We start from the raw sequence: 18,547 nt of genomic DNA, 5'->3' as shown, positions 1-18,547 counted from the left end.
GGTAATTGAGTAATGCGCTTAAAACAGAAAATTTTATTAATGTCTATTATCCCTTTGATGTTATCTGTTGTCATTATTGCTTATAACATCGTTCAATTGAAATCATTAAACTCTTCAACGAATGAAATAGTAAATAGATTAGTAATGGTCGAAACATTAAATGGTCAAATAAATAGTTTACAGAAATCTTTAAGCTCCTATTCTTTGAATATGTCTGCAAGTAATAGTGTAGATGTAAATAAAGATTTGGATAATACAAAAGTTAGTCAGGGGAATTTAAATAAAAACATCAAAGATCCTGACCAAAGAAAATTAGTTGATAGAATCGATTTAAAATATGTGGAGCTTTATAAAGAAGCCAAAAAGGCGGTTGTTGAATCTAATGAGGCAGAGGTGAAACGCCAATCCCTTCGGACAAAAGGAATTATTAACGACGTTTATGAGTTAAAGAGAATGATTAATATTCAATATGAGCAAATGCAAAATGATTTGCAGAGTAAAATTAGTTCAATCATCATGTTTTCGATTATTGCAGTAGTAATACTTGTTATTGGGAGTGGAACATTTTCTGTTTTACTGACAAGAAATATTGTGAACTCTATTACCCGATTGAAGGAAAATGCCGAGGAAATTGCTCAGGGGAATCTGGCGGTAAATGAAATCGAAGTAAAAGGCAGGGATGAAATATATAGTCTTAACCTTGCCTTTCAAAAAATGAGTAATAATCTCCGGGAAGTAATTCAGCAGGTTGGGATAAGTGCTACTCAAGTTGCTGCTTCCGCAGAAGAATTAATGGCCAGTGCTGATGAAACCATGATAGGTACGGAACAAATTACAACGGCTATTCAGCAGGTGTCAATAGGAGCGGAACAACAGACCTCCAAATCTAAGGAATCTGCCAGGGCTGTTGAAGAAACTGTGCTTGGAATTGCGAGGATAGCAGAAAGCGTCGAGTCAGTTTCCGACTTATCCCATTCCACTAATCAAATGGCGACTAATGGAGCAAGTCTTGTAAAGGAAACATTATCGCAAATGACCTTTATTCATGATTCAGTAATTGTAACAGATGAGAAAGTGAAAAAATTACATTCTCACTCATCCGATATAGGAAAAATTGTCATGTTAATCATGGAGATATCAGACCAAACTAACTTGCTTGCTTTGAATGCAGCAATTGAGGCTGCAAGAGCAGGGGAGTCTGGTAAAGGCTTCGCAGTGGTTGCAGATGAAGTACGGAAATTAGCCGAACAGACTCGCAGGTTCTCAGGCCAAATCTCAAATCTTGTTAAGGAAATCCAAGTAGACACAGATGGAACGGTAAAATCGATTAATGATGTTAAAGAAAAAGTTTCAGATGGTCTGGGTATTGCTCATAATACAGAAACAGCTTTTACGGAAATACTTAATTCAATGGATGAAATCGGTGAACAAATTAATAGTATTTCTGCTGTGTCACAAGAAATCAGTTCTGGTTCAGAAGAAGTTGCAGTGATTGTTAATGAAATGGCCACGGTTGCCAGTCACACATCGAAAAACACACTCGAAGTAGCTTCTGCATCAGAACAGCAATTAGCCACTATGCAGGAAGTAAATGCTGCATCTCAATCTTTAGCTCACTTAGCGGAAGAATTACAAACAACTATCGCGAAATTTAAACTTTGATCAGTGGGCCATTTCTAAAGAGAATTCGCGACAACAATTTTTAAAGACCTATATAGTTTTTTTAAAGTAGCGATATTATGTTTCGCTGCTTTTTTGTTGTAAGTAAAGAAGGATGGGCGAAGTCAAGGGGAATATTGTAGAAGGAAAAAGTATTTTTGGTAAAAAGTTAAAAGGATGTTAATTAATGTAAAATGAATATATTTACTTGGAGGAAATAATAGTTTTCTAGTAGAAGGCTATTATTTTTTACTTTTATGAATCGGGGGAAAAGGAATGGGTAAAAAGGCAATTCACTTGTTTTTGTTAATGTTCATGGTATTGAGCGTTGCAATTGGTAATGCAAATGCAGCAGCAATAAAGGACGTACCTTCAAAGTTGGTAAAGGGGACAATTAAAGAGAAGGCAGCTCCCTTAAAAAACACCTTAGTTATGGTAAGCGAACAGGGAAGCCGAAAATGGATTCCTATTATGACTGATGGCAGCGGGTCCTTTAAGACAAATTTGAAGGATGGAACATATACTGTTAAAGGTGTAAAAGGTAAAACGACCGCCTGGTATAGTACTAATAAAAATTTTGTTGTAAAAGAAGGTAAGATTAAAGGGTTAAAAGAAGGCGAGATCCCCCTTTCCAAAAAGGAACAGTCGAAGAAGCCTTCAGCAGAAGCAAGTAATTTCAATGGTGTATTAAAGGAAGGCAGCAATGGTTTAAAAGCAGATTTAATTATTTCAAAATATAGTGAAGAAGAGGAAGAAATTTATACTGTATCTTCAAAAAGCAATGGAAGTTTTTCTGCTTCCCTTCCGGACGGAAATTACTATTTGTTTGGAATTCAGATTGATAATGGATTCTATCGTTATCAGTTGGGATTCACAGTGGAAGCTGGAAAAGTGTTAGTAGACGGCGAGCCACAAACAAGCCTATCTATTAACATTCCTGTTAATTCAATTAAAGGAATGGTCGGAGATTCCTCCAAACCATTAACGGAAGCAGGTATAGTTTTAGAAAGGCTTCTTTCCGAAAATGAATATGATACAGAGTTCATTCAGTATGTTGTAAGTAACAATCAAGGAGAATTTGCTTTAAGAAAGCTCCCTGACGGGAAATATACCATAGGTATTGATCACCAAACCTATTCGGCATGGCCAGCTACAACCTTTGAAGTAAAAGAAGGCAAGGTCTATATTAATGGAGTAAAGGTTTCCTCGCTTCAAATAAAGGTTCCAGATCTAAACGTCAAAGGTACTCTTTCTGATGGGAAGAGACCAGTAACGAATGCTTATGTAAATTTTGAGGGTAGGACAGCCGCTGGTGAGGATATTTGGATAGGAACGCCTGTTGACTCCAAGGGAGCATTTCAATATAGATTTCAGGATGGCTTTTATGCTGCCACCTATGTTGATGAACAATATCGCGGTACGCCTGTAAATATTTCTTTTGAAGTTCATAATGGAAAACTTGTGCAGAATGGGCATGTGGTATCAGCATTAACCATTAAGCTGCCACCTGTTACCTTTAGCGGAAAACTGGTAGACTCGGGGACTTCCTTTCAGGGTGCTGTGGATATTGAAAAGTCTTCTGAGGATGGAAATTATGAATGGTATTCTGCTCAAACAAATGAGCAAGGGATTTACTCCTTACGTTTAACAGACGGAAACTATAAAGTTACAGGTGCTTATTTATTTGAGGAAGACCAGGAAGTTGCATTCTCAGCCACTTTTGATATTATCAATGGCAAATTGATTGTTAACGGAAAAGAGCAGTCCCTTTTGGAGCTTCAGATTCCGCCTGTTAGTTTACATGCTTTAGTTAAAGATGGAGACGCAATTGTAACGGGTGGCTTTATCGCTGTTAGTACTGCTGACAACAGTTTTTACTCCTATAAGAGTATTAATAGTGACGGCACCTTTACTATGCGCCTGGGTGACGGGGATTATACAGTAAATGAGGTTGACCTTGAGGATGGAACTATGGGCTATATAAATCAATCATTCTCTATTGTTGATGGAAAAACCTATGAAAATGGCCAATTGCAAAGTGAACTGGAAATTTCAGTTCCTCCGATCACATTGACGGGGACACTTACAGAATCGGGAAGTCCTGTAATGGGTGGGCTTTCTATTTCGGAAATGAATGATGCTGATAATCCTATTTGGCTGTGGGGCCAGTCAAATGAGGAAGGCAGATTCCAATTTCGTTTGCCAGATGGGGCTTACAAGGTAAACGACGTATATCTCTATGATGATACAACATTTAATTCGGGTACTGAATTTAGTATAAAGTCAGGCCAGTTATATGTTAATGGTGTGCAGACAGAGAAGCTTGATATTCAGGTACCCGCTGTAACGGTTTCGGGTACTGTTAAAAATGGTCAAGAACTTGTAACAGAGGGCTATATATCTATTAGTTCCTACGACGGAACGCCGATTGCTTCTAGTTGGATACAAAACGGCTTCTATCAAGGACGCCTCGCGGATGGACAATATAAAATTGCATTTGTTCAAGAGTATAAAAATGACGCTATATATAATTTTGATAAAGAATTTACCATTGAAGGCGGTAAGCTTTTTGTAAGCGGCGAGGAAGTTAGTACCCTCGACCTTAACCTGCAGGATGGATGGCAATAGAAAATAGAATTAGAAAGGGCTCGGAATTTTCCAAGCCCTTTTTAATATGCCGGATTTTGGTCAGCCAGCAGCTAAATCCTCCGCCCAGAGTTTATAGTGTGCCCCCTTGCTAATATGAGCCAACAAAGTACCAATGCTTATCTAGCTTTTCAACCTCTTTAAAATCACCATTAAAAGCATTACGGGAGGGTTTTTGTCCTGTTGATGAGTAGACAAAGCCAGAAAAATTATCCAGAATTCCTCTGTATGTAAAGAATAGTATGTAGTTAGCGTTCTTTGCTTTTTCAACTACTATTTCTCCTTCCCCTTTAGAAAGATGTTTATATTGCCGTGGCAATTGGATAAGAGTTGATTCGGGGTCCTCCTGCTTAAGTTTGTTATTTTGGACCATCTCAACTACTTTCTCCCTCTCATGCTTATTCATTTTAAAATCCATATCAAGAGTCATCTTAGTAAATGGAAAGAAAATAATGACAAGGAGGGTGACAGTCTGGATTATAGATGGTATCCAATCTTTGCGTTTAAAAAGATGTTTAAAGGATTTAAAAGTAACAAAAGCAAAAAAGCCGAATAGAAAAAGCCACAGAAAGGGTGCGATGAACGGAGATAAAAGATCTACGAGTTTCCATTGGTAAACCTCATATAGAATAGTAAAAATACTGCTGATGATTGATAAGATAAGCAGTTTACGTGATTTCATACCACACGACCTTTGTTTAATGTAACTAGATTATACAAAAAAAACAGCCGATTAGATTCGGCAGTTTTTAATAGTTTACTTTTTCAGTTTAAGCACTTGCCCAGGATAAATCCGGTCACTTTTCAGGTTGTTAAATTTCTTAAGTTCAGCAACAGATAACTTTACCTTTTTGCCAATGCTGTAAAGTGTATCGCCTTTCTTAACAGTATAAGCAGCAGAAGGAGCTGGAGTGTTAACAGGCGCTGAAGGCAGTTTGATTACCTGTCCCACTCTTATAAAATCGCTCTTAAGATTGTTTAGCTTTTTCAACGTGCTGACAGTGGTTTTATTTCTTTTGGAAATGCTGTAAAGTGTATCGCCTTTTTTCACTGTATATGTGTTCCCTTGGATCGGTGGTACTTCTGAATCTGCACTTTGGTCAAGGAGATAGAGCATGTCTTTGCCAAAAGTAACTTTGTACTTGGCTTTATAGGATGCAGCGGCCTTTTTGAAAAGGGTGTCCTGTGTAGCCACATAGCTGGTCATATTTTGATAAGCTTTTTTATAATCTGCTGCAGAAAGGTCGCCATTTTCATAATCGATTGTGTCAACCTCAAAATTATACATTTCTATTAAACTGTTATAAATATATTCATCCATCTGCTGGATTTCGGAGGTATAACCTTTGATTGGGGCTTCTGTATCTAATACTTTTTCAAAGTATGTGAGGTACTGGTCATAAATATCCATGGCTTCTTTTTCGGTTTTTGCCTTGTCCAGTTTATTTGAATAGTTGTCCAGAGTTCGTAAAATTCCTGCATAATAAGATGAGAACGTATTCAATTGTGTTTGATAATTTGTTGTCTGGGCAGCGGAAACATGTGTAATAGAAGGTACAGATAGTAAACCGCCTGAAAAAATGAAGGAAGTGGCAAGAACAGATGCAGCTATGGATTTTTTTGTGATCACGTAAAGTCCCCTTGTCATTTTATTATTTGGAAATCTTCTTCCAATGACATATTAACATGGCAGGAAAGGTGGAAAAATAGGACTTTTATACTCAAAACATTAATTTCCAAAAAAAGGCAGTATGCAAAGTTAGAAATATAAAAAAGACCTGCAGTCTTTCATGCAGGTCAAGAAGGAATCTTTAGGACCGAATTTTGGATGATTTTTGCAGTTGGAATGAGGATCTTTGATTCGGATGCGACGTTCTCTTTTATTTTTCTAAAAAGAATATTGGTTCCTGCTTCCCCTAAATTTGTAACCGGAATTTCTATGCTCGTTAAGGATGGAGACAAAAATGGAGTAAAGCTGGTGTTGCTATAGCCCGCAATGGAAATCTCTCCTGGTATTGAAATTCCCAATTCAGCAGCGGCTTTATATAAACCCATAACTTTTAGGTCATCCGTTGCCAAAACTGCAGTTGGCCATTTACCGGAAAGAAAGAATCTTTTTGCAGCTTCATAAGAACTTTCCACTGTGTACCCGCTGTCTATTACCCATTCCTGTCTAATTGGAAAGCTGTGTTCCGATAAACATGCCTTATAGCCTTCTAAACGGTCAACGGAAACGTGATATTCCAGCGGTGAATGCATACAAGCAATATTCCGGTGGCCATATTCAATTAATAAATTCGTTAGATCATAGGTATCCTGATAGTTATTTGTATCCACAGAATAGATATTTTTATAGTTTCCATCAACCTTTCCAATAACGACGATAGGGATATTATAGACATCTAATTCCTCAAAAAAGGATTCATTTGCCGGGGAGCTCAGCATAATAATTCCTTTTACCATTTTATCTTTTATTTTTGCGATACATTTATTTCTTTCATCATCACTGTTTTTCGAAGTCTGTAGGATGACATCAAAATTTTCTTCCTCAGCTTTAGTTGAGATGGTATGAATAATCTCCGAGAAAAATGGATTATTCGCGGTTGTCTTTGCTGAACGTGAAACAACCATAATGGCATCAAAACCGGCAGAAAGACCTCTTGCAAGCTTGCTTGGCTGATAGTTCAGCTCTTCAATGGCTTTTAATACACGATTTCTGGCCTCTTCTGATATATTAGTTTGATTATTTAATACTCGTGAAACAGTAGACTTTGAAACATTGGCAACACGAGCAATATCGTAAATCGTGTGGACCAAAAGACTTCCCCCTTCATCTTGCTGCTTTAAGAAGGCAGCTCATCCGTCATGCATTTTATAAAAGCGGTTTAGTTACCAATAGGGAGTTGGATGCGTTTTCATTTATTGACTGTAGCACACTATCTATTAAAACTGGCATGCTGTCATTTAATATGCCTATAATTTGGAATCCACTAAGTTATAGGAGGTAGGAGCGATATACGTATTTATTATAGGTAGGGAAAACAAAAGTAGCAATAAAAATTATTGTTTTTTCAAATTTGTGGAAGAGATAAATCGTACTTCCAAGCCGGCATAAATCTAATGAAAAAAATGAAACGGCTTTCATTGACAGTAAGCTTTTTCTATATTATATTACACGTATGGGAGCGGTACCACAAGATTGATAGATTGGTTGTCATCTAAAAGTCGTTTTTTTAGACTTTTATGGGAGCGGTACCAAAAATAAATTATTAACTTTTTTTTTATGTGTTATGGAAGCGGTGCCAAAGAAGAAGTAAATTTTTTTATGTGTTTATGGGAGCGGTACCACATAGGAGGAAACTATGAAAAACATAAAAGAAAGACTAGCTTTTATTTATGAAGACCAAAGTATAGAAGAAATCGAAAAAAGCATTTGTAAACGAATTAGTGAAACAAAGGATAAGCTTTTAAAGCCAAGAAAACAAAGCTGGGACGAAAAAGATCTTGTCTTGATAACTTATGGAGATCAATTTCAGGAAAATGACCGTCCAACTTTGGAAACCTTTAAGAAAATGTTTGATCGATACCTGGCAGATAAGTTTCCAATTGTCCACTTTCTTCCTTTTTTTCCATATACATCAGATGACGGGTTTTCAGTAGTGGATTACAAGAAAATTAACCCGCTATTAGGAGATTGGGAGGATGTTGAGAGGTTAACAAACTCGGCGAGAATTATGTTCGATGATGTTTGTAATCATATCTCCTCCAAAAGCGAGTGGTTCCAGGAATACTTAAAAGGAAATCTGGAATACGATAATTTTTTTATTGAAATGAATCCTGCCGTCGATTTGAGTATGGTAACAAGGCCAAGAGCACATCCGCTGCTCACAAAGTTTACTCTGGCCAATGGTGAAGAAAAGCATATATGGACAACATTTAGTGACGACCAGATTGATTTAAATTTTAGAAATCCTCAGGCCCTGTTAAAGATGATTGACGTATTGCTGTTTTATCTGGAGCAAGGAGCCGAATACATCAGGCTTGATGCAATTGGATTTGCATGGAAGGAAGTTGGCACTACCTGTATCCATCATGAAAAGACACATGAAATTGTAAAGCTTTTCCGAGATGTAGTTGATGAAGCGGCGAAAGGGACTGTCATTATTACTGAAACAAATGTCCCTCATAAAGATAATGTGGCTTACTTTGGGAATGGGCACGACGAGGCTCATATGGTCTATCAGTTCCCGCTGCCGCCGCTCGTTCTGAATGCCATTCACAACGGAAATGGAAGCGCATTAACGAACTGGGCAAGTCAGCTGTCTCCAACAGGAAAGGATACAACCTTCTTTAATTTTCTTGCGTCTCACGATGGAATTGGCTTGAATCCTATTCGCGGCATCATACCTGAGGAAGAAATCCTGTCAATGGTAGAGGAGTTAAAGCAGGAGGGGGCCCTTGTTAATTACAAGAAAAACCCTGATGGTTCAGAAAGCCCTTATGAAATCAATGTAACTTTCCTTGATGCTTTAAATAAGCAAGCAGACACTGATGAAGTTCGGGTGAAGAGATTTATGGCAGCACATTCCATTCTATTAACCCTTCCGGGAGTGCCTGCTATTTATATCCAAAGCATGCTTGGTTCCCGAAATGATTACGAAGGTGTAAAGAAAACCGGAATGAACAGATCGATAAACAGGCAAAAATACACACTGCTGGGAATTGAACAGGAATTAGCGAATGAAGAGTCATTACGTTTCAAGGTGTTTTCCGGGATTAGTAAGATCATATCAGCCAGGAAAGCACAGGAAGCATTCCATCCAAATGCTGCAATGGAAGTCCTTGATTTTGGCAAAAGCATCTTTGCTTTTAAAAGAATTAGTCAAAATGAAAGTTTATATGTACTTCACAATCTTACAAATGGACAAGCTGGTTGTGAATTAAATGGCAGGTTCCAGGATGTTCTGACAGGCGAAGTTTTTAATGGTGAAATTGAATTAAATCCATATCAATTCCTTTGGCTAAAACCAACAAATTAGGAGGATAAGAGAATGATAAAAAAAGGATTAAGTTTAGTATTAATTTTAGTTCTGGCTGTGGCATTAACCGCTTGTAACGGCAGCAAACAAAGCAGCAGCGACGGAAAAACAACAATTGAATTTATGCACTCTTCAGTAGAACAAGAACGTTTAGCTGTAATCAACAAATTGGTGGCACAATTTGAAAAAGAGCACAAGGATATAAAAATTAAACAAGTGCCAGTAGAAGAAGATTCTTATAACACCAAAATTGTAACTCTTGCAAACTCAGGCAAATTGCCAGCTGTCCTTGAAGTAGGTCAGGATTATGCGAAAGTAATGGATAAGGATGAATTGATAGACAAATCCGCTGTAAGCAAGATTATTGATAAAGTCGGCAAGGACAACTATTACGAAGGCGCATTAAAACTAATGAAGACTGAAGACGGTAAAAGCTTCACCGGCGCACCAATAAGCGGCTGGGTGCAAGGGATTTGGTACAACAAAGAAATGCTTGCATCTAAAGGGTTAAAAGAGCCAAAAAGCTGGGATGATATTTTAGCGATTGCTAAAGTTTTTACAGATAAAGGAAACAAGAAATACGGTATCGCTTTACCTACAGTAGAAGGCGGCTTCTCTGAACAGGCATTCTCGCAATTTGCCCTCTCAAACAATGCCAATATACTGAACAGCAAAGGCAAATTAAACATCGATACACCAGAAATGAAAGAAGCTTTAACTTATTATCAAAATCTAGCTAAATACACAATGCCAGGCTCCAATGATACTACAGAAGTAAAAGATGCATTTATGAACGGAACAGTACCAATGGCACTTTATTCAACTTATATCCTTCCTTCTGTATTTGAAGAAGGAAAAGCCAGCAATATTGGTTTTGCTATTCCGAAACAAAAGTCAAAAGCAGTATTTGGAACTGTATCTGCACTAACCATTTCCTCTGGTCTTGAGGATAATCAAAAGAAAGCTGCACAGGAATTTGTTGAATTTCTTTCGAAACCTGAAAACATGACAGCTTGGGTACTAATGTCTCCAGGCGGAGCGCAGCCTGTTAACAAGAAGGTTACCGAAAATCCGGACTATCAGGCAAACAAAGTAGTAAAAGCATTTGGTAATCTTTCCAATGAGATTGCTGCATCCTACAATGACATTCAGGTGTTCGGTCTGGTAGACGGTAAGAACTTCTTGAAAATGGGTGATGTGACAAGCTCAGGTGCCATTCCTAAATTAGTTAATGGAATCACTGTTGGCGGAAAAGATGTTAAGAGTGAATTAAAGACAGCTGAAAAATCGCTGGAAGATGTATTGAAGAAGTAAGCCAATTCGGGGGAATGCCTTATCGCCGTTCCCCCGCTGTAACTTATAGAGCAAAAAGCAGCCAGTTCCCTAAAGGCGTAAAGTTGTTTAAAACTTTTTAAATACAATGGTTCCTTTTAAACAACTTTATTATTTTTAGGGAGCAGATCCTTGAAATGGAGCCATATTAGACTTCACGGGAGGTTACCATGAAAACAAAATTGAAACAGAAATCGGATGCGAAATTGGCATTAGCTTTGCTTTTTCCAAGTTTCGCCCTGCTGCTTTTACTTGTAGCGTATCCAATGATTTCAAACATACAGATAAGTTTCTTTGACCAGCCAATAAATCCTCGATTAAGTGCTAAATTTGTAGGATTGAAAAATTTTATTGATATTCTGACAGACGCTGAGTTTTTTAAATCCTTAGGGATTACCCTTTTGTATACGGTTCTTACTGTGGCGGGGAGTACGATTTTTGGTTTAGCAGTGGCCATCTTCTTTAACCGTCCCTTCAAATTTAGAAAGACAGCACGTTCGATTATCATTTTGTCTTATGTAACGCCATCTATTTCCCTTATTTTCGCATGGAAGTACATGTTTAATAATGGTTATGGTGTAATCAATTATTTGGGCGGAGACGTTCTTCACCTATTTAAAGAAGCACCTCTTTGGTTTGATAACCCAGTAAGCAGTTTTCTTTTAGTTGTATTATTTGCAATCTGGAGGTATTTTCCTTACGCGTTTATTTCGTTCCTGGCAATCCTTCAGACCATTGATAACACATTATATGAAGCAGCGGAGATCGATGGAGCGAGTGCCTGGGAAAAGTTTAAAATTGTAACATTGCCGGCTATTATGCCTGTATTATTAACGGTTATAACACTAAGGGCCATCTGGATGTTCTACATGTTTACAGATGTATATCTGCTAACAAATAAAGTTGATATTTTAGGTATTTATCTATACAAAACTGCTTTTGCTTTCAACGATTTAGGCAAGGCATCATCTATATCTGTGATTCTCTTCATCATTCTCTTTATTGTAATTATGCTTTCCAGAAAGCGGGTGAATTTAAATGGCAATGGCTAGTACGAAAAAGAATAGAGCTGTAAAAAAAGTATCCTTCTATATTGGACTTATCGCCCTATTGGCTGTTTCGTTATTCCCGTTTTTTATCATGCTGATGACTTCCTTTAAAACGTCCAGGGAGGCCGTATCGACAACTCCGACGTTCTTTCCGGAGAAGTGGACATTCCAGCATTATATAGATATTTTCAATCCGGATATCTTCCCATATCTTGCTTATTTTAAAAACAGCTTGTTCGTATCACTTACGGCATCTATCTTATCCGTGGCAATTGGGATATTTGGTGCCTATGCCTTATCAAAATTAAAATTTAAAGGCCGCGTTACCATTAATGCAAGCTTTTATACAGTTTATATGTTCTCAGGAATCCTGCTTGTCGTTCCATTATTTAAAATCATTTCCGGTTTGGGATTGTACGATACAAAAACATCCCTCATTATCACGATGATTGTTCAAACATTGCCAACAGCGATTTTTATGCTGAAAAGCTACTTTGACACGATTCCGGATGATTTAGAAGAAGCGGCGATGATTGACGGGCTTAACCGGATCCAGATTATTTTCTATATCATCATTCCTTTATCTATTTCAGGAATCATATCAGTGTTTGTCTATTCCTTTATGATTGCTTGGAACGATTACTTGTTTGCATCCATTTTTTTATCGGACTCAGCAAACTTTACATTGCCAATCGGTCTAAATTCATTATTCAGTACACCAGATTATGTATGGGGCAGAATGATGGCGGCATCACTTGTAACAGCATTACCGGTTGTTATTATGTATGCCATTTCTGAGCACTTTATTAAAGGCAACCTCACCGAGGGCGGGGTAAAAGGTTAATAGAATCTTCCATAAATAAAAATGTCAACATTATATAATTTGAGAGGAAGTAATGAAGTCATGAAAAAGTTAGTTGCTGTAGCACCAAGAGAAGCTGGATTTTTAGAATATGAAGATCGTCAGGTGCAGCCGAACGAAGTAAAAATAGAGGTGGAATTTGCCTCTCCTAAACACGGTACTGAGGTAGTGGACTTCCGCGGCCTGACTCCTTTTATGAATGAAAATTTTGATGAAGAATGGCGCATGTTCCTTCCCCGTGAAGAAGGTTCTGCACCAGGGATTGTCTTCGGGGAGTTTCAGCTTGGTAATATGGTAGTCGGCAAAATTGTGGAAGCAGGCAGTGAGGTAAAGGATTATCAGATTGGCGAAACAGTCTGCACATATGGTCCTATCATGGAAACCGTTATTGTTAATGCTGTTGATAATCACAGACTTCGTAAAATGCCTGAAGGTGCTAAATGGCAAAACGCAGTTTGCTATGACCCTGCACAGTTTGCTATGAGCGGCGTTCGTGATGCGCATGTTCGTGCTGGTGATTACGTTGTTGTTGTGGGACTTGGAGCAATTGGGCAGATTGCTATTCAGCTGGCTAAAAAAGCGGGTGCAAGTATTGTTGTAGGTGTAGATCCTCTTAGCCACCGTCGTGATATCGCGCTTCGGCACGGAGCAGATGTTTGTTTCGATCCAACATCCTGTGACGTAGGTTATGAAGTGAAAAAGCTGACCAATAAATTGGGAGCAGATTCAATTATAGAAACGAGTGGAAACGCAGCGGCTCTTCAGGATGCATTAAGAGGAATCGCTTATGGCGGTACGATTTCATATGTTGCTTTCGCAAAACCATTAACAGAAATAAACTTTGGGCGGGAAGCTCATTTTAATAATGCTAAAATTGTCTTCTCACGTGCTGCAAGTGAGCCAAATCCGGACTATCCGCGCTGGAACCGTAAGCGTATTGAAGATACCTGCTGGGAATTGCTTATGAATGGTTACCTTGATTGCGAGGATATTATTGATCCAGTTGTACCATTCAAGGAAAGTGCCGAGGCTTATATGGAATATGTAGACCAGCATCCAGAGCTGAGCATTAAGATGGGTATTGAATATAAAAAGTAAAACAACTGGCCGGCATTGTCCGGCCCCTTGTTTATTGTAGGCTAATTAAGACTGCTTTAGGGAAAAAGGAGGAAAAATCAATGAGAATTGGTACACAGAACCAGGCATTTTTTCCGGAAAACATCAAAGAAAAATTTATATATTTAAAGGAAGCTGGCTTTGAAGGCTTTGAAATTGATGGAAAACTACTAGTGGACCATATAGAAGAGGTAAAAGAAGCGATTCAGGAAACAGGTTTGCCAGTTACAACCGCTTGCGGCGGCTATAATGGCTGGATCGGAGACTTTATTGAAGAACGCAGGCTTAATGGATTGGCAGAAATCAAAAAAATCCTTGAAGCATTAAAAGAAGTAGGCGGAAAAGGGATCGTGGTACCTGCAGCATGGGGAATGTTTACCTTCCGTCTTCCTCCTATGGTTTCACCTAGAAGCCTTGCAGGAGACCGAAAAGCGGTAATGCAATCACTTGTATATCTTGATAAAGTGGCGGAGGAAACAGGTACAACCATTTTCCTTGAACCGCTAAACCGTTATCAGGATCATATGATTAATACTTTAGCAGATGCACGCCGTTATATAGAAGAAAACAATTTTAAAAATGTAAAAATTATTGCTGATTTTTATCATATGAACATTGAAGAGGACGATATTTCAGAGGCATTACACAAGAATCGTGATTTAATTGGACACATTCACCTTGCCGATAATCATCGCTTTCAGCCTGGAAGCGGATCATTGGATTTCAGAAAGCACTTTAATCAATTAAAGGAAGACGGTTATGATGGTTTCTTAACTCTTGAATGCCGTATTCGCGGTAATGATCCTGAATCCGAATATCTTGCTGCATTGCACCATCTTAGAGCTTCATTAACTTGAGAGGAGTTTCGTCGTGGTTAAAAAGAAAGTTGCCATAATTGGCGGTGGGCAGATCGCTGAAAATGTTCATGCAGCCTACTATAAAACGCGGGAAGAAGTTGAGATTGTAGCCGTTGTAAGCCGCCATGCCGATAGTGCGAGAAATTTCGCTGAAAGAAATGGAATCCCTCGATACTATACCGATGCTGCTGAAATGTATGCCAGGGAAAATCCGGATATCGTGAGTATCTGCTCGCCAAACCGTTTTCATTTCGAACATGTTATGCAGGCATTAGAGGCTGGCTGTGATGTAATGTGTGAGAAACCTCCTGCCATTAAATCAGAAGAAGCAAGAATGATGATGGAGACGGCTGAAAAGAATAATCGGGTACTTGCCTATAATTTTCATCATCGGTTTTCAGATGATGCGACACTTTTAAGAGAAAAAGTAAACGAGGGTGTGTTTGGGGATATTTATGTGGTAAAAGCACAGGCATTGCGACGCAGCGGAGTTCCAGGCTGGGGCAGCTTTACCAATAAAGAAGCGCAAGGCGGCGGCCCTTTAATTGATATAGGAGTTCACATGCTGGATGCTGCTTTATATGTTCTTGGTTACCCTGAAGTAGAGAAGGTCACAGCAAAAATGTTTCAAAAAATAGGGAACAAAAAGTCGAAGGGAACATTTGGGGAATGGGATCCATCAAAATACGAGGTTGAGGACTCCTTTTTTGGGTTCATTGAGTTTAAAGATGGCGGACTATTACAAATCGAAACTTCATTTGCTTTAAATATAAAGGAATCCTCCATCATGAATGTAGAGTTCTGCGGAGAACGGGCAGGCGCCTCGCTTTTCCCGGCGCAAATTTATACAGATCACGAAGGCGAATTGGTCCTTCTTGAAAATAGGCCGGAGGCAGACCCGAGTTCAAACCGCCATCAGAAAAGTATGGCAGCCTTTGTGGATAAATGTTTAGGCAAGAACGTCATGGTAGCAGACGGGAAACAGGGGTACATCATCCAGCAGCTAGTCGAAGCACTCTATCTATCTGCAGAGAAGGGTGTGAGTATATCCTTATGAAAAAAGGCCGAAAAATAGTGGAAGATAAATTTGATTTACATTCACTTAATAAGTTTGCAAGCTTAATGGCAATGGGAAATGGATATCTTGGGCTCCGGGCTGCCCATGAAGAAGATTACGCGGGGCAAACCCGCGGTCTTTATATTGCAGGAATTTATAATAAAGCAACCGTAAATGAGACCTCGGAGTTAGTGAATCTTCCTGATATATCAGGCTTTAAAATCGAAATAAACGGAGACACTTTTTCCTTGTTAAACGGTAAGATCCATTCTTACACACGTGAATTAATTCTCGCAACTGGAGAAGTAAAGAGAGAAATTTTATGGGAAATTAAAGGATTGCGTTTTCAGATTGTTTTTCAGCGATTCGTATCGAAGGAAAATCTGCACTTGTTGGCCTCCAAAGTGACGATTACCAGCCTGGATAATGACGCTGTCTTAAAAATTGTCACAGGTATCGACGCACAGCAGACTAACTTTGGAAAGCAGCATCTTATTGAGGAGAAAGTCCGTATTTATAATGAGAAAATCATGCAGGGGGTTTATCAGACAACTGAGTCTTCCCATAGGATTTCACTGGCAGCGGCTTGTACTTTTCAGGGTGAGACTGATGTCAATTTCTCTGCAAAAAATCGTCAGCTTTTAACATCGATTAAACACGAAATCAAAAAAAACCAACCATTTATCATAGAAAAAGCAGGTGCATTGTTCACTTCGCTTGATCAAGGTGTAAACGATCCGGAGAAGGATGCGTTCCAATTAATAGAAGAGACCTTACTGGATGGTTATGATACACTGCTTGAAAAGTCAGCCTTCAAATGGCAGGAGTTTTGGCATAAGAAGCGGGTATCTATTGTATCCGAAAATGAATTTGATCAGACAGCCATGGATTTTGCCCTTTATCACATGGAGATTATGACTCCTGCCCATGATCAACGCTTTAGTGTGGGAGCGAAAGGATTGACCGGTGAAGGCTATAAAGGGCATGTTTTTTGGGACACGGAAATCTTTATTGCACCCTTTCACCTTTTTACTGAACCAAAAACAGCTAAGAAGCTATTAACCTATAGATATTTGCATCTGCAGCAGGCAAAGGAAAAGGCACAGCTGAATGGATATGAAGGGGCCCTGTTTCCATGGGAAAGTGCATTTTCCGGAGAAGAAGAGACACCTGAATTTGCCGCGATTAACATTAGGACAGGTATACGCCAAAAGGTAGCATCAGCTATAGCGGAACATCATATTGTCGCTGATATTGCTTTTGCAGTTGTTCAGTACTTTGAAAATACAAAAGATGAAGATTTTATGAAAAAAGAAGGACTTTCCCTTTTAAAAGAGACAAGCCGTTTTTGGCTTAGCCGTGCTGTTGAAGAAGACGGACAGTTCTCGATTAAAGATGTTATTGGTCCGGATGAATACACCGAGCATATTGACAACAATGCCTATACCAACTATATGGCTTATTTTAATGTCAAACAGACTCTTTTCTTTATGGGGAAATACGGGGATCAAGACGGAGAACTCATCGAACGGGGCAATGACTTTTTAAACCGTTTATATTTGCCGGTTCCAAATAAAGAGGGAATTATTCCTCAGGATGATACGTTTTTAAATAAACCGGAAATTGATCTAGCAAAATATAAAGAAAAACAGGGAAGCCAGGCTATTCTATTGGACTATTCCCGCCAGGAAGTAAATGAAATGCAAATATTAAAGCAAGCGGATACCGTTATGCTTCTGTATTTATTCCCTGATCTGTTCCCTGCTGATATTGTGGCAAAGAACCTTCATTATTATGAAAAGCATACTATTCACGATTCATCACTCAGCAAGGCCATACATGCGATTGTTGCAGCACGCTGTGGAGATATGGAAGCAGCCTACCGCTTCTTCCAGGAAGCCTGTTTAATAGATTTAGGTCCAAATCCGCATTCCTCAGATGAAGGAATCCATGCAGCATCTCTGGGTTCCGTCTGGCTTGCAGGTGTATTTGGGTTTGCAAACGTTATCTTAAAAAATAATACTCTATCAATTAATCCAAAACTGCCAGCTGATTGGTCAAAAATGTCATTTCCATTCTATTGCAGGGGATCACGTCTAGAAATTTTGCTTACTCCTAATCAAGTGGCAGTAACTTTAATTTCCGGTCCAGCCCTAACAGTTGAAATCAATGGAAATGAATATTTGGTTAATGAGGAAATAGAAGTGAATCTATAAAAAGAATCAGTGTTTAATCAAGGGGGAATGGGAAATGAATAAAAATGGGATAGAGGCAGTCGTATTTGACCTTGATGGTGTCATCACAGATACAGCCCATTATCATTATTTGGCCTGGAAACAGCTTGCTGAAGAACTTGGCATAAAAATAGATGAAAAGTTTAATGAACGGTTAAAAGGAGTCAGCCGGATGGATTCCTTGGAACTGATTTTACAAGAGGGAAACCGTCAGGATGATTTCACACTTGCAGAAAAAGAGGAAATGGCTGGCAGGAAGAACCTTCATTACTGTGATTTTTTAAAGGAATTAACACCCTCTGATGTACTGCCAGGAATTTTGGAATTAATTGCGGATATTAAAGCTGATGGAATTCCGATTGGACTGGCGTCTGTTTCTAAAAATGCAGAAACTGTTTTAAATGCATTACAGCTCCAAAATGAATTTGACTATATTGCTGATGCGGCAAAAATTAAAAAATCAAAGCCAGATCCGGAGATCTTTCTTACTGCTTGTGCTGGGCTTGGTGCAAATCCTTTATATTCAATCGGCGTCGAGGATGCCGCAGCCGGAATAAAGGCCATTAAAGCCAGCGGGATGTTTGCGGTAGGAGTAGGAAACCTTGAAGGAAGTGATTTGCAGGTAACTGCTACAAAGGAACTCCTCTGGGATGAGATAAAAGCAGCTTTTACCACTGAAAGATAATTAGTAATTTA

At 38.7% G+C, this 18,547-nt stretch carries 14 protein-coding genes; 11 read left to right on the top strand and 3 right to left on the bottom strand.

Annotated elements, in window-relative coordinates; genetic code table 11:
• The first annotated feature begins 12 nt into the window (after positions 1-12).
• Together G8761_RS17790 and G8761_RS17785 are read left to right on the top strand one after the other, a co-directional pair.
• Positions 13-1,662, top strand: a complete 1,650-nt coding sequence (locus G8761_RS17790) for a methyl-accepting chemotaxis protein (RefSeq protein ID WP_166029107.1) — start codon at positions 13-15, stop codon at positions 1,660-1,662.
• Between the two features lie 273 nt (positions 1,663-1,935).
• Entirely contained in the window at positions 1,936-4,287 is a 2,352-nt protein-coding gene (locus G8761_RS17785) for a carboxypeptidase-like regulatory domain-containing protein (protein ID WP_166029105.1), read from the top strand.
• Between the two features lie 109 nt (positions 4,288-4,396).
• Here G8761_RS17785 and G8761_RS17780 read toward each other — a convergent pair whose 3' ends face one another.
• From G8761_RS17780 to G8761_RS17770, 3 genes are all read right to left on the bottom strand, one after another.
• The gene (locus G8761_RS17780) at positions 4,397-4,987 is read right to left on the bottom strand and encodes a hypothetical protein (RefSeq protein ID WP_166029103.1); all 591 of its coding nucleotides are present in this window, start codon (positions 4,985-4,987) and stop codon (positions 4,397-4,399) included.
• A 75-nt stretch (positions 4,988-5,062) separates the two neighbouring features.
• On the bottom strand, positions 5,063-5,935 hold the full coding sequence (locus G8761_RS27885; RefSeq protein ID WP_166029100.1) for a LysM peptidoglycan-binding domain-containing protein: 873 nt from the start codon (positions 5,933-5,935) through the stop codon (positions 5,063-5,065).
• Between the two features lie 167 nt (positions 5,936-6,102).
• Complete coding sequence (locus G8761_RS17770; protein WP_166029098.1) at positions 6,103-7,122, bottom strand: LacI family DNA-binding transcriptional regulator; 1,020 nt, start codon at positions 7,120-7,122, stop codon at positions 6,103-6,105.
• 545 nt (positions 7,123-7,667) lie between these two features.
• Here G8761_RS17770 and G8761_RS17765 point away from each other — a divergent pair.
• The 9 genes from G8761_RS17765 to pgmB all read left to right on the top strand — a co-directional run bounded on the left by G8761_RS17765 (position 7,668) and on the right by pgmB (position 18,536).
• The gene (locus G8761_RS17765) at positions 7,668-9,344 is read left to right on the top strand and encodes an alpha-amylase family glycosyl hydrolase (RefSeq protein WP_166029096.1); all 1,677 of its coding nucleotides are present in this window, start codon (positions 7,668-7,670) and stop codon (positions 9,342-9,344) included.
• Positions 9,345-9,356: 12 nt separating this feature from the next.
• A complete protein-coding gene (locus G8761_RS17760; protein WP_166029094.1) occupies positions 9,357-10,658 on the top strand; it encodes an ABC transporter substrate-binding protein in 1,302 nt (433 codons plus the stop codon).
• Between the two features lie 188 nt (positions 10,659-10,846).
• Positions 10,847-11,728 (top strand): carbohydrate ABC transporter permease, encoded by an 882-nt coding sequence (locus G8761_RS17755; protein ID WP_166029093.1) that lies wholly within the window; start codon positions 10,847-10,849, stop codon positions 11,726-11,728.
• Entirely contained in the window at positions 11,721-12,569 is an 849-nt protein-coding gene (locus G8761_RS17750) for a carbohydrate ABC transporter permease (RefSeq protein ID WP_420800264.1), read from the top strand. The genes G8761_RS17755 and G8761_RS17750 overlap by 8 nt, the downstream gene beginning before the upstream one ends.
• 60 nt (positions 12,570-12,629) lie before the next feature.
• Complete coding sequence (locus G8761_RS17745; RefSeq protein ID WP_166029089.1) at positions 12,630-13,685, top strand: zinc-dependent alcohol dehydrogenase; 1,056 nt, start codon at positions 12,630-12,632, stop codon at positions 13,683-13,685.
• Positions 13,686-13,765: 80 nt separating this feature from the next.
• Positions 13,766-14,560 (top strand): sugar phosphate isomerase/epimerase family protein, encoded by a 795-nt coding sequence (locus G8761_RS17740; RefSeq protein ID WP_166029087.1) that lies wholly within the window; start codon positions 13,766-13,768, stop codon positions 14,558-14,560.
• Between the two features lie 13 nt (positions 14,561-14,573).
• Positions 14,574-15,617: a Gfo/Idh/MocA family oxidoreductase gene (locus G8761_RS17735; protein ID WP_166029085.1), complete on the top strand. Its 1,044-nt coding sequence runs from the start codon at positions 14,574-14,576 to the stop codon at positions 15,615-15,617.
• Positions 15,614-17,833 (top strand): glycoside hydrolase family 65 protein, encoded by a 2,220-nt coding sequence (locus G8761_RS17730; RefSeq protein ID WP_166029083.1) that lies wholly within the window; start codon positions 15,614-15,616, stop codon positions 17,831-17,833. Before G8761_RS17735 ends, G8761_RS17730 begins: the two co-directional genes overlap by 4 nt.
• Before the next feature lie 34 nt (positions 17,834-17,867).
• A complete protein-coding gene (pgmB, locus tag G8761_RS17725; protein WP_166029081.1) occupies positions 17,868-18,536 on the top strand; it encodes a beta-phosphoglucomutase in 669 nt (222 codons plus the stop codon).
• Positions 18,537-18,547: the final 11 nt, after the last annotated feature.

The organism is Neobacillus terrae, from assembly GCF_011393025.1.
Classification (GTDB): domain Bacteria; phylum Bacillota; class Bacilli; order Bacillales; family Cytobacillaceae; genus Neobacillus_A; species Neobacillus_A terrae.
This window is presented reverse-complemented; position numbering and strand designations above follow the sequence as displayed.